A 13,449-nucleotide genomic window follows, 5' to 3' on the forward strand; every position below is an offset into this window, starting at 1 on the left:
CTCCCCCAGGAGAGGGGGAGAACCAGGGAGGGAAAAAATCAAACTCGCCGACGACCTAAAAAACGCCGGGTAATAATCGGTAGTGAAATCACGGTAATCAGCATCGCGCCGACAATAATCGACATCACGATGCCCGGCACATTCAAAAGACTGAGCCCGAAGGTGACGAGGCCCATCAGGAACGCGGCAATGATCACGCCCGCCATGCTGCCAGAGCCGCCCAGAATATTGACGCCGCCCAGCACCGCCATGGTCACCACGCTTAACTCCCAACCCATAGCAATAGTCGGGCGTGTGCTGCCAAGACGCGAGGTCAGCAACACGGAGGCAAGCCCTGCCATCACGCCCACCAGCACAAACAACATCAGGTTGTGGCGTTTCACGTTGATGCCGGAATACCACGCGCCGGTAGGGTTATTGCCGATGGCGTAAGTCCGGCGGCCAAAGTTAGTTTTATGCAGCAGGAAGGCGAAAACCGCCCCCAGCACAATGAAGAGCGCAAATTCAAACGACAATGCCCCCCAGACATAGCCCTGCCCAAACCAGGCAAAACTTTCGGGGTAGTGGTTTAGCGCCTGGTCGCCCAGCAAAATGTAGGTAATGCCGCGATACAGACTCATGGTGCCGATGGTGATAACAATTGATGAAAGGTTAAAACGCGTGACCAGCAGGCCATTGAACAAACCGCACAACAACCCGACGCCAAGCCCGATGCACACCAGCCCTGCGGTATCGACACCTGCCTGAGCGCAAAAGCCCATGGCCGTTGAACTGAGCGCAATGGTTGACGCTACAGACAAATCGATTTCACGGGCGATAATCAACATCGCCATCGGCAAAACGATGATCGCTTTTTCCGTGAAGTTAAAGGTGGCATCTGACAGGTTCCAGATGTTGAGGAAATACGGTGAAGCCAGCGCATTTACCACAAAGACAGCCAGCGTTACCGCCAGTAAAAATGACTCCCAGCACAGCAAACGGCGCAACAGCGGAGCCGCTCCAGCCTGCGATGGCACAGATTCAGAGATCAGCGTTTTATTCATGGCTCGCTCCCGAAGTTTGTCGCGCAAGCGCTGCGTCGCGCAGAATCAGCCGCCCTTTGCGTTTATTGCCGCGTTCGTTAAGCAGCACCGCAATCACAATCACCGCACCCGATATCGCCATTTGCCAGAATGGCGATACGCCAATCACCGGCAGCGCGTTGTTGATCACGCCGAGGAACAGAGCACCCAGCAGGCATCCAAGCACACGCCCGATTCCACCCATGGTGCTAATTCCACCAATCACACAGGCTGCGACGATTTGCAGTTCAAAACCGTTAGCGACATCGACATACGCAACGGCAAATCGAGAAATCCACAAATAGCCGCAAAAACCGGCCAGCGCTCCCGAGAGGCTAAAACTGATGAACTGCATTTTCCCGGCATTGATTCCGGTGTAATACGCCGCCGTCGCGTTGCCGCCCGCGGTGTACATCGCCCGCCCGGTGCGGCTGTAACGCAAGAAATACCCCACCAGCAAAAGGGCCGCGACCGCACACCAACTGAGCAACGGCATGCCCAGCACTACCGCTCGCGGCAATCCGAGAAAATCGCTACTCATCTGATGCGCATTAATCCAGCCGCCGTTTGAGAGCAGGAAGATAATGCCGCGATAAATACTCATGGTGCCAAGCGTGACGACAATCGCCGGAATGCCGAGCTTCCAGACCAGCAAACCGTTAATCACCCCCATCACCAGGCCAAGAACGGTCGCCAGGGATAGCAGCGCCCAGACCGGGATTTGCGGATAGTGGAAGTTAAGCAAGGCGACAATCATGCCGGTGAGCGCCAGGTTCGCCGCCATCGACAAATCAATGCCTTTGGTCAGCAGCACCATCATCTGGCCGAGGGCGAGAATGATCAGAATCGAGGTGTCATTGAACATTTCTACGAGGTTGCCGGGCGCCAGGAACGACGGCACGCGGCTGCCAATCCCCAGAATCATCAGCAAGATGACGCCCGCCAGCAGGAATTCGCGATGTTTGAGAAGAGATTGCCACATTATGCTGCCTCCTCATGGGAACCGCTGGCGGCGCTAACAATCATCTCAGCACTCGCTTCACCTGCCTCAAATTGCGCCACCATCAGCCCCTCGTGCATCACGATAATTCGGTCGGCCATGCCCATCACTTCCGGCAATTCTGACGACACCATGATCACCGCCAGACCGTGGCCAACCAGCTCGGACATAAACTGGTGCACCGCCGCTTTCGAGCCGATGTCGATACCTTTGGTCGGTTCGTCGAGAATGATGACTTCCGGCTGAGTTGCCAGCCATTTGCCGATCACCACCTTCTGCTGGTTGCCGCCGGAAAGCGTTTCAACCGGCTGTTTCCAGCTAAAGGCTTTTACCTGTAAACGTTTGGCGTATTCGTCCGCCAACGCCCATTCGCGCGCATCGTTTAAGATACCGCGCGGGTTAAGGCGGCTCAGTTGGGGCAGGCTAATGTTTTGATAAATCGGCAGTTCGATAATCGCGCCCTGCTTCTGACGCTCTTCCGGCACGCAGACAATCCCGGCTTTGATCGCGTCCGCTGGCTGGCGGAACTGCATCGCCTGGCCGTTGAGCAAGATTTCGCCGTGGGACGGGCGCGAAATACCCGATAGCGCCTGCATTAATTCGGTACGCCCGGCACCGACTAAACCGTAGAAACCAAGGATTTCCCCTTTGCGTAACTGGAAGTCAATATGGGCAAATTCGGTTGGATGGCAGAGGTCTTTCACCTCCAGCACCACCTCGCCTGGCTCGCAATTCACTTTCGGGAAGGCGTGAGTGATTTCGCGCCCGACCATCATGGTGACCATCCGCTCTTCGGTTATCTCGCTGATTTGCCCGGAACTGATATAGATACCGTCGCGCAAAATGGTGTAGTGATCGGCGATGGCAAAAATCTCGTCGAACTTGTGCGAGATAAACAGTATCGCTTTCCCCTCGGCTTTCAGGCGCTCAACGATTTGATAGAACTCGACGATTTCATGCTGCGAAAGTGCGGCGGTTGGCTCATCGAGAATCACGACCTGCGCTTCAAACGACAGCGCGCGGGCAATCGCCACCATGTGACGTTGGGCAATACTCAGCGTTTTGAGTGTGGCGCGAGGGTTAATTTGCACTTCCAGGCGAGTGAGGATGTCTTGCGCTTGTTGGTGCATGGCGGGCCAGTCGAGCTTCTTGAAGAAGCCGCGATAAATATAGTGGCCGACAAAAATGTTTTCGGTGACGGTCAGTTCATCGAACAGCACCGTTTCCTGATGAATCGCCGTGATGCCGACTTTGTGCGCCGCTTCCGGGTTTGGCAGCGTTATCGGTATCGCTTTATAAAGCAGTTCGCCCTCTTCCGGCTGATAAATCCCGGTCATGACTTTAACCAGTGTGGATTTACCTGCGCCGTTTTCACCGATTAGCGCCGTGACTTTTCCTGGCCACAAATCGAGGTGGACGTTTTCAAGCGCGCGCACACCGGGGAAGACTTTCGTTATCCCCTTCAGGGACAGCAATGGTGTAGTGAGTGTCATGGTAAATTCCCCATTAAATCAGATCGCCCTCACCCCGACCCTCTCCCCCAGGAGAGGGGGAAAACAGGTTAGGGTGAGGGTTGTTTAATAGCCAATCAGAATATTTTGGAGAATTTATCGATGTTGCTGGCATCGTAAACAAACGGTTCAGCCATCGCGCCGCTACCGTCTGCATCCAGTTTCACTTTGCCCAATTTGCCCATGCTGGCTTCATCTTTGGTGGCGGTTCCTTTGACTAAATCATCCGCCAGATAAGTTGCGGCGTAGCCCAAATCAATAGGGTTCCAGATAGCGAAGCTTTTCGACGCACCAGATTTCACCGCACCCGCCATTTCTGACGGTAAACCCAGGCCAGTCACATAAACTTTGCCGATTTTGCCCTGGTCTTTCACCGCTTGCGCCGCGGCAACAATCCCGACGGACGACGGCGAGACTATCACTTTCAAATCCGGGTAGGATTTCAACAGGCCGACGGTTTCGCGGTAGCTTTTATCAGACAGATCATCGCCATAAGCGACTGTCACCAGGTTCACGGAAGGATATTTCGGCAGCACCTTTTTCATCTCAGCAATCCAGATATTCTGGTTAGTTGAGGTGGGTGTGGCGCTCAGAATCGCGACGTCGCCCTTTTCCAGGTTCATCGCTTTTAATGCATCAGCCGCCAGCTTGACGTTGGTTTCGCCAATCAATGCGTTATTGGAAGGATTAAGGTGAATCTGGCGGCCCTCTTTTGCCACGCCGGAATCCCAAGAAACCACTTTAATGCCGCGCTGCATGGCCTTTTTCAGCACCGGAACCAGCGCGTCTGGGTCATTGGCAGAAATAGCAATGGCATCAACACCCTGAGCGATCAAGCCGTTGAGAACTTCAATTTGTGCTTCGGCGGTTGTCGTGGTTGGGCCGGTATAAATAACTTTTACATCCCCCAACTCTTTGGCGGCTTCCTGCGCCCCGACGTTTGCGGCTTCAAAGAAACCATTCCCGAGGGATTTCGCCACCAGCGCGATTTTCACTTCAGCAAGGGCAGAGCTGGACAGAGCCAGTGCGACAACGGTGAGCGTACAACCTAATATTGCTTTAGTTTTCATTGCTTGTACTCCGATGTATGTAGGGTTTGCAGGTGTTTTTTATTTTTGTCATAGAGCGGGTTAACCCGCTCTATGTTTACGACTTAAAGCTCTAAAGCACTGGCTAATGGGGTGACGCCAAAACGCTTGCCCAGCGCGATAAGCTCATCACGAGAAATGGTTTGTTTCATGCCACCCATCGAAATGACTTTTACCAATACTTCGGCAGACTTCTCAGCGGTATCAATCAGACCAAACGCTTCATCAAGCGTTGGGCCACTACCAAATACCCCGTGGAACGGCCACAACACCAGCGAGTGTTTTGTCATCTCGCCCGCGGTCGCCGTGCCAATTTCATCGGTACCCGGCACCATCCACGGCAGAATGCCCACGCCGTCCGGGAACACTACCAGGCACTCGGTGCTGCCTTCCCACAATTTGCGGGTAATCACGTCGGTCGTGTTTTCCAGCACGTAAGTCAGGGCAATCAGGTTGGTGGCGTGGCAATGCATAATGACGCGATCTTTTCCGCCGGTGGTTTTGATACGCACGATATGTGACTGGAAATGCGAAGCCAGTTCAGACGTCGGCACCGCTTCGTTCTCCAGCCCCCACAAAATGTGGTAGCCCGTACCGCGATTGTCCACTTTCACCACGCCAATATTTGCCGCCGGGTCGAGCTGCACGTTACGGAAGAATTTTCCGGAACCGGTCACGATGAACGGCGTGTTCGCCAGTTCAGGCATCGGCTGGCTTAGGGCGATATAACGCGGAGCGGCATGGAATTCAGCCTGGAATGGCGTGATATCCGCTTCATCCAGACGCATGGTGATGTTACCGCCATTGCGCTCGTCCCAGCCTTTCAGCCAAGCGTCGCTCGTTGCTTTGATCATGCCTTCTACAAACCAGGCGTTAAGGATGTTCTGCATAGTCTTGTGGTTCCTGTTGTGTTCGTTTTTCCCCTTCTCCCTCTTAGGAGAAGGCCGGGATGAGGGTGGTTAAGCGCGTTGACTCAACACGTCTTTTTCATAAGTCCGCACTGTTTTCAGCCACTGGGCATCAACCGGCGTGTCGTTGCGCTGGCAATACATTTCCCAGACCGCCGCCCACGGCAGCGATTTTTGCTCTTCGAGCAATGCCAGACGCGCGGTGTAATCGCCTTCCAGCTCCAGCTGACGCAGAGTTTCGGTAGGTTCGAGCAATGCACGCAATAGCGCTTTCTTCATGTTGCGGGTGCCGATAACCCATGCGGCGATGCGGTTAATGGAGGCGTCAAAGAAATCCAGGCCGATGTGCACGCGATCGAACAGATCGTGGCGAATAATCTCGCTGGCAATCGCCTGAGTTTCATCATCCAACAGCACCACGTGGTCGCTGTCCCAACGCACCGGGCGGCTCACGTGCAGCAGCAGGCGCGGCACATACAACATCGCGCTGGAGATTTTGTCGGAGATAACTTCGGTCGGGTGGAAGTGGCCGGCATCCAGACACAGTGCGGTCTGGCGGCTGGTCGCGTAACCAAAATAGAATTCGTTGGAGCCGACGGTATAGCTTTCTGCACCAATGCCGAACAGTTTGCTTTCTACCGCGTCGATGTGATGCTGCGGATTGAGTTTTTCGCTCATCGCTTCATCAAGTGCGGCGACTAAACGCTGGCGCGGGGCCAATCGATCAACGGTGATATCTTTCATGCCATCCGGGATCCAGATGTTCATGACTGACGGCGTGCCCAATTGTTCACCGAAGTACGCGGACACTTTGCGGCTGGCCTTAACGTGGTCAATCCAGAACTGGCGGATTTCATCGTTAGCGTGCGAAAGCGTAAAACCGTCGGCGCTTAACGGGTGCGAGAAGCAAGACGGGTTAAAATCCAGCCCTAATTTGTTGGTTTTCGCCCACTCAACCCAGTTTTTAAAATGTTCTGGTTTGATTTTGTCGCGGGAAACCGGCTGTTCAGACTCCAGATAAATCGCGTGCAGATTCAGGCGTTTTGGCCCAGGGATCAGGCTTAATGCGCGTTCCAGATCCGAGCGTAATTCAGCGGCGTTGCGCGCTTTACCGGGGTAATTACCCGTCGCCTGAATCCCGCCGCTCAACGCGCCTTCCGGGTTTTCAAATCCGGCAACGTCATCGCCCTGCCAGCAGTGCATAGAAACCGGTAAACGGTCGAGCTGTTGCAGTGCGGCTTCAACATCAACACCGACCGCAGCAAAGCGCTGTTTCGCCAGTTCCCAGGCTGTTTCAAGAGATGTGGTCATGCGCAAAACTCCTTTCGTGTTTGAATGTTCAGCGGAAACCGCGCGATATAACGGGCAATTTCGCTTTCTGTTTCGGGGGAAAAAGATTTCAGTTCATAGTTGGCGGCGACTACTTTGCGGAAGTCATCGACATCAGTGATTTCGTCCAGCGCCATTAACTGGCAGCCGATATTGCCGAGCGTTGAGGCTTCAATCGGCCCGGCGAACACCGGAATACCGCAGGCATCGGCGCATAGCTGATTGAGTAAGGCATTCTGGCTGCCGCCACCGACAATGTGCAGGCAGCTAAACGGGCGGCCACGGACGGAGGCGAGTTCTGACAGCGTTTTGGCATACAGCAGCGCCAGGCTGTCGAAAATGCAGCGCGCCAGTTCGTTGTCGGTGAACGGCACCGGCTGGTTGCTTTCGCGACACGCCGCCTGAATCTCGCGGCTCATGCTTTCCGGATTAATAAAACGATCGTCATTCGGGTTGATCACAAAACGGCAGGCCGGTGTTTGTCTGGTGCGATCGATAAGATCAGCCAGATCGGTGATGTCCAGTTCGCGTGTCACGCGCTGCAACAACCACAGTCCCATAATGTTTTTGAGCACCCGATAGCGCCCTTCCGCACCACCTTCGTTGGTGATATTGGCGGCCAGCGCCGCGCTATTGGCATAAGGCGTTTTGCTCTCAAAACCCATCAGCGACCAGGTGCCGGAAGAGAGATACGCGGCATCTTTGTCTTTCAGCGGTGCACCAATCACCGCGCTGGCGGTGTCATGCGTGGCAACCGAAACCACCGGGATTTTGTTGCCTTCACGGCAAATCCACTGCCCGATAACGTTGCCCGGATGCGTCGGTGTGCCGAACCATTTATGCGGCACGCCCGCCCAGTCGAGCAGCGTTTCATCCCAGTTGTCGCTGTTGATATTCACCAGTTGCGTGGTGGTTGCGTTGGTGTATTCCCAGTTCAGTGCGCCAGTCAGGCGGAAGCAGAAATAGTCCGGGATCAACAGGGCGTGCTCGACGTTATCGATCAGTTCCGGCTGCTGTTCCACCAGCGCACGGAACTGATAGAGCGTGTTAAATGGCAGGAATTGAATGCCGGTGCGGCGGTAAATATCTTCACGGCCCAGTTGCTTGAGCGCGATGTCCATCACGCCATCGGTACGGCTATCGCGGTAGGAAATAGGCTGCCCGACGCGCTTGCCTTCGCGGTCAATCAGCACGTAATCCACACCCCAGGTGTCGATGCCGATGCTGTCGATAGCAATGCCTTCGTCGCAGGCTTTTTGCAGGCCGATACGGATTTCATCTTCCAGCGCGTCGACATCCCAGATGGTGGAAGTTTCGGCCAGTTTTAAGCAGTTAGTGAAACGATGAATTTCGCGCAGGCAGATACTGCGAGTGTCGCTATCAAAACGCGCCAGCATGACACGGCCGCTTGATGCGCCCAGGTCTACCGCAACACTATGGCGTAGAGTCATTTTGGGGGTCCTTGCTAAATTAATTGCCCCCACTCTAAAAAGTAACGCCGTCGTCCACCTTCTCGACACTGACAGTGCCTATCAGCCATTGGCAAAAAGGCAAAGGTGAACGTGAGTGATGTCACAGATTCATGTTTATCCCCCATAAAGCTGCCCTGTGACGCTCTCCGCATTTCCTGATAATTCCCGTCCGTTCTTAAAAAACGAGCAAGTTTTAACTGATTTCGTGTCGAAACTTTAAGGTGCAGATGAGAATCGTTACCTACTATCTGCCCATGTTAAAAAAAGCTTGGGGGTAATGATGACGGTATTACATGGTTTTGACTTTTTCCCATCTGGACATTCATCCGTGGCGATTGAGCCGCGTTTACCCCAGGCTGCATTCCCTGAACATCATCATGATTTTTATGAAATTGTCATTGTGGAACATGGCACTGGAACGCACGTTTTTAACGGCCAGCCCTACACATTGAGTGGCGGTTCGGTCTGCTTTGTACGTGACCACGACCGCCATTTGTACGAGCACACCGAAAATCTGTGCCTGACCAATATTCTGTATCGCGCCCCGGATGCGTTTTGCTTTTTGTCCGGCCTCGATAAGCTGCTGCCGCAGGAACTAGACGGCAATTATCCGTCGCACTGGCGTGTAAACCAGCCGGTGCTGCAACAGGTACGCGGCCTGATCGATCAGTTTGAGCAAATTGGCGAAGCGGCGGACACGCACGCCGTCGCCAATCGTGAAATTCTGTTTATGCAGCTTCTGGTGTTGCTGCGTAAAGGCAGCATGATGGAAGGCGTAAGCAACTCGGAAGGCCGCTTAAATCAACTGATGGCGTGGCTGGAAGACCATTTTGCCGAGGAGATTTGTTGGGAACAGTTAGCCTCACAATTCACTCTTTCCTTGCGCACGTTGCATCGGCAGCTTAAACAGCAAACCGGCATGACCCCGCAGCGTTATCTCAACCGTTTGCGCCTGATGAAAGCGCGTCATTTGCTGCGTCATGGCGAGGAGAGCGTGACGGAAATCGCCTTCCAGTGCGGTTTTGGCGACAGTAACCATTTTTCGACACTTTTTAAGCGTGAGTTTTCCTGGTCCCCGCGTGAGATTCGCCAGGGGCGCGACACGCAACTTCAGTAATCGCGAAGGCAGTCACCGTTTTTTTAGCCAAAAAAGCCAATACTTTCTGATTCTTTCGGTTTTTGAGGCATCACGGTGGCGGGTCATTTAGTTCTCAAGAAAGCAGATTTTTTCGCCTCTGCCACGCAGCCCGTGGCGGTGGCTGACCGCTATCCGCAAAACGTCTTTGCCGAACATACCCATGATTTCTGCGAGCTGGTTCTGGTGTGGCGCGGCAACGGCCTGCATATTCTCAATGACCGCCCTTATCGCATTACCTGCGGCGACCTGTTTTACATTCGTGCCGAAGACCGCCACAGCTACGAATCCGTCAACGGCCTGGTACTGCATAATATTATTTACTGCCCGGAACGGCTGAAACTGAACGTCGACTGGAAGGATTTGCTGCAAAACACCACGGTGGCAGGGAAGGACCCGCGCTGGCGACTGAGCAGCCACGGTATGGCGCAAGCAAGGCAGTTAATCGCCCAACTGGAACACGAAAGCGTGAAGCCCGATGCGCTATCGTTATGTTTGACGGAAAGCCTGTTTCTGCAACTGTGTATTTTGCTGCGTCGCCACCGTTATCAATCCCAGGACTCCGCCGGGCCTGACAGCAACGAAACCCTCGATTTACTGATGGCAGCCCTGGGAAAAAGTCTCGATGTGCCTTTTGAGCTGTCGCAGTTTTGCCAGCAGCATCAGGTGGCAGAGCGCCAATTACGCCAGTTCTTTCGCCAACAAACCGGCATGACGATTAGCCAGTATTTGCGTCAGTTAAAGATTTGCCAGGCCCAGGATTTGCTGCGTCATAGTGAACTGTTGATTGGGGATATCGCCACGCGCTGCGGCTTTGAGGACAGCAATTACTTTTCGGTGGTGTTTACGAAAGAAACGGGGATGACGCCACGGATGTGGCGCCAACGATATACCCTTCAATTGGATACCCTAAATAATTCAAGTTGCAGGTAGGAGGCAAAAGAACTTATCCCCAGGAGCTTACTGAAGTAAGTGACTGGGGTAAGTGAGTGCAGCCAACGCCCCTGCGGCTTGAAGTATGACGGGTATTACGCAGCCATGCCCAAACCGACGATATTCGCAGCAATAATAATCACCACGCAACCGATGCTCAACACACCAACCGGCCTTCTGCCTGCTGATTTCCACTCTTTCATGATCAAGCCAACCAATCCGCCGCACAACACGTAGAAGCTCATGTGCAACATCCAGCTCATGTAGTCGTATTGTGCCGGGATTTTGGCGTGGCCCCAGGCGTAAAAGAAGAATTGCAGATACCACATCAAACCGGCAAGGGCTGCGAACAGCACGTTGCTGATGATCAGCGGTTTTGCCAGCGAGAAGTCGGCTTTTATCGACAAACTCTTCATGTTTGCCAGACGAATGAAGCAATAACCGAGGTTAATCACCGCCCCCCCGCCCATGATGATTACGTAGCTTGGCAGCGCGACATACAACGGGTCAACGCCTAACGCGGCAGCAGCTTCATGCATTGGTTTTGCTGCGTCCATCGCAAAAGACATACCCGCCGAGAAGATGCCGCACATCACCGCCAGAACCAGCCCTTTTTTCAGGTTGAACTCTTCGGCTTTGATACCCATTTTGCGTTCTTTGAGTTGGCCTGCGCGGGTCACAATCGCCACACCAACCAATGCCACCAGCACGCCCAGCAGGGTCATGCGCCCGCCAGGTGTTCCCACTAAGACATCAAATTTACCGGCAATAATGGGTGTCATTAACGTGCCGACAATCAGCGTGATACCAATCGCAATACCGATGCCCATCGACATGCCGAGATAGCGCATCGTCAGGCCGTAGTTGATGTTACCAATGCCCCACATCGCGCCGAACAGGAATACCGGCAGCAGCGTGGAAGCATTGAATGAACCGTAATAAGCCCAAAAATCAGGAAGCAGAATGTAACTGACCAGCCATGGCAAAATTATCCACGAGACGAAACCGCCAATTGCCCACATGGTTTCCCAGGACCAGTGCTGAACTTTCTTAAAAGGGGCGTAAAAACAGGCGGCGCTTGCAGCACCCACCAGATGCCAAATTATCCCCATTGTTATTGCATTACTCATTATCCATCCCTCTGTTTTAACTAAAAAACGCAGGGGTGACAGCGCATTACCCCATTGCGAGTAAGTCTAAAGAGTGAGCAACTTGCGAACCTTCTATGTGCTGCCGTAACGGGGGGGAAACTGGCAAAATTCAGGGGGTACGATTGACGGCGGTCACAGTTCTTTATACCCGCCGTCGCTCGTTTTTCGGGTTAACAGATTTTCACGCTTTGCACATCCAGGAGCCAGGCGAGCTTTTCCAGAACCTCGCCCTGATGGCCAAGCCCGATCGCGCAATGATGCGCAGGCCCGCCGAGGCACCATTGTGTGGTGAAATCACGCGCGGATAACGGGAAGCGATAGCGGCTGTTGGTGTTGCCGATATCCAGCACTTCCCCTGCAACAGCTTGCCCTTCGGCATACTGCAAACGCACGCCGTTTTTCGCATCCTCCACAATAGACAGGAAAGTGACCGGGCCGGGTTTTACCGTCATCTGAATCGACACGCCTTTGCCCGGTTTGCCGTGATAAACCGGCAGCGGGACGAGGCGCACGTCACCTTGCGCCATCAATGGATGCGCCGGGCCATCATGCCCCCAGAGCACGACATCGTCGGCAAATTCAATGCCGTAGGGTTCTGAAAACGAGCCACCCGCCCCCAGCAACTGCTGGATTTTCATCGCCAGCACGTTTTTGATTTCATACTCTCCGGCGACCGGCATACCGCGCTGGGTCAGCAGCGTGTTGCCGAGAATAATCGAAGTAATAATATTTTCGTAGGCGTTGCCGTTGCGCCCTTCGTAATAGTAAGCCAGCGCCCCGAGGTGATTGTTTTCGATGAGTTTGTCCATGGCGCAGGCGGTTTGTACGGCACGCTCCAGTTCGGCTTTTTCACAAGCCGGGTCGATTTGCAGTGAGGCTTCCACCTCCTGCCATTTTTGCGTGCTGGTGTCCGCCGCCACCTGTTCGCGATATTCCGCCAGTTCGCACATTTCCAGCGGTTTGAAGCGCACGCCGAGTCTGGCGCTCAGGTTAGTCATGTTGCTGTAAACATCGACCATACCGTCGTAATAGTGGCCAAGCACACCCACCTGGCAGGCCGCTAACCCCTTCTGCACCTCCAGCGCTTGCAGCCACTGTTCCGTTTGCTGCCAGACGTATTCATCGCCCTGCAATGCGCCCACAAGCAGCTGGTAGCGAATCCCCGCCCGATTAAACACGTTCGCCAGTTCAGGTGCGCTACACGCCTGGCAATGGGCCAGCCATTCGCCGGTGCGTTCGCCACGATCGGCCATGTCGCGGATTTTCCCGTACGGCAAACCCAGCTCGGGTTGCAGGGCGAGGATAATCACCGGCTTGTTGATCTTTTGTACCAGCGGCAGAACCGTGGAACTCAGCGCGTAGGTGCTGATATAAAGCACAATGGCATCGACCGGTTGGCTTTGCAGGTGCGTGGCAAAAGTATCGGCTTTGGTCACGCTATCAATCAGGCCGCCGTTGATCACCGTGGCATTCAGCTTCGTGAGGCGTTGGTCGATGTGCTGCAAGTAACCCGTCAGACGTTGTTCCAGACCAGAAAACTGCGGCCAGTAAGTATCAAGGCCAATACCAAAAAGGGCGACATTAAGCGACATGATGGTGCTCCAGGATTCAAAGAAACGCCGACTATCACCCTAATTTTGCTGCACTGCCTTTGCCGTAATGCCAGTTTCTGAACAGCGTGGCAAAAAACGATTTATCCGCCTGACAATGCTCACATTTTCGCCAACATGCCGAAAAGCGATAACCTTATAAAAAGTACGGCATTGATAATCATTTTCAATATCATTTAATTAACTATAATGAACCAACTGATTACGCGGCGTTAACAGGTTGTTCGCCGCTCATTTATCTATCCACCCCT

Annotated in this window: 11 protein-coding genes; 2 read left to right on the forward strand and 9 right to left on the reverse strand. The window is 53.8% G+C overall.

Going from position 1 to position 13,449, the window contains the following annotated elements:
• Window positions 1-38 precede the first annotated feature (38 nt).
• The 7 genes from AC0IWZ_RS19870 to rhaB form a co-directional block, all read right to left on the reverse strand.
• Complete coding sequence (locus AC0IWZ_RS19870; protein WP_034499319.1) at window positions 39-1,043, reverse strand: ABC transporter permease; 1,005 nt, start codon at window positions 1,041-1,043, stop codon at window positions 39-41.
• Window positions 1,036-2,043, reverse strand: a complete 1,008-nt coding sequence (locus AC0IWZ_RS19875; protein ID WP_034499321.1) for an ABC transporter permease — start codon at window positions 2,041-2,043, stop codon at window positions 1,036-1,038. Before AC0IWZ_RS19875 ends, AC0IWZ_RS19870 begins: the two co-directional genes overlap by 8 nt.
• Window positions 2,043-3,554, reverse strand: coding sequence for a sugar ABC transporter ATP-binding protein (locus AC0IWZ_RS19880; RefSeq protein ID WP_471678639.1), 1,512 nt, complete (start codon window positions 3,552-3,554; stop codon window positions 2,043-2,045). The genes AC0IWZ_RS19875 and AC0IWZ_RS19880 overlap by 1 nt, the downstream gene beginning before the upstream one ends.
• Before the next feature lie 95 nt (window positions 3,555-3,649).
• The gene (rhaS, locus tag AC0IWZ_RS19885) at window positions 3,650-4,642 is read right to left on the reverse strand and encodes a rhamnose ABC transporter substrate-binding protein (RefSeq protein WP_034499325.1); all 993 of its coding nucleotides are present in this window, start codon (window positions 4,640-4,642) and stop codon (window positions 3,650-3,652) included.
• Window positions 4,643-4,725: 83 nt separating this feature from the next.
• Complete coding sequence (gene rhaD / locus AC0IWZ_RS19890; protein ID WP_034499326.1) at window positions 4,726-5,550, reverse strand: rhamnulose-1-phosphate aldolase; 825 nt, start codon at window positions 5,548-5,550, stop codon at window positions 4,726-4,728.
• Between the two features lie 69 nt (window positions 5,551-5,619).
• A complete protein-coding gene (locus tag AC0IWZ_RS19895) occupies window positions 5,620-6,879 on the reverse strand; it encodes an L-rhamnose isomerase (RefSeq protein WP_115626980.1) in 1,260 nt (419 codons plus the stop codon).
• A complete protein-coding gene (gene rhaB, locus AC0IWZ_RS19900) occupies window positions 6,876-8,348 on the reverse strand; it encodes a rhamnulokinase (protein ID WP_471678638.1) in 1,473 nt (490 codons plus the stop codon). The genes AC0IWZ_RS19895 and rhaB overlap by 4 nt, the downstream gene beginning before the upstream one ends.
• A gap of 301 nt (window positions 8,349-8,649) precedes the next feature.
• Between rhaB and rhaS (AC0IWZ_RS19905) the strand changes: the two genes are divergently transcribed.
• The gene (gene rhaS / locus AC0IWZ_RS19905) at window positions 8,650-9,486 is read left to right on the forward strand and encodes an HTH-type transcriptional activator RhaS (RefSeq protein ID WP_034499330.1); all 837 of its coding nucleotides are present in this window, start codon (window positions 8,650-8,652) and stop codon (window positions 9,484-9,486) included.
• 75 nt (window positions 9,487-9,561) lie between these two features.
• Window positions 9,562-10,437: an HTH-type transcriptional activator RhaR gene (gene rhaR, locus AC0IWZ_RS19910; protein WP_410373270.1), complete on the forward strand. Its 876-nt coding sequence runs from the start codon at window positions 9,562-9,564 to the stop codon at window positions 10,435-10,437.
• A gap of 95 nt (window positions 10,438-10,532) precedes the next feature.
• Here rhaR and rhaT read toward each other — a convergent pair whose 3' ends face one another.
• Together rhaT and AC0IWZ_RS19920 are read right to left on the reverse strand one after the other, a co-directional pair.
• A complete protein-coding gene (gene rhaT, locus AC0IWZ_RS19915) occupies window positions 10,533-11,567 on the reverse strand; it encodes an L-rhamnose/proton symporter RhaT (RefSeq protein ID WP_172892980.1) in 1,035 nt (344 codons plus the stop codon).
• A 191-nt stretch (window positions 11,568-11,758) separates the two neighbouring features.
• Window positions 11,759-13,180 (reverse strand): arabinose isomerase, encoded by a 1,422-nt coding sequence (locus AC0IWZ_RS19920; protein WP_471678637.1) that lies wholly within the window; start codon window positions 13,178-13,180, stop codon window positions 11,759-11,761.
• Window positions 13,181-13,449 lie beyond the last annotated feature (269 nt).

The organism is Buttiauxella sp. AC142 (assembly GCF_979253435.1).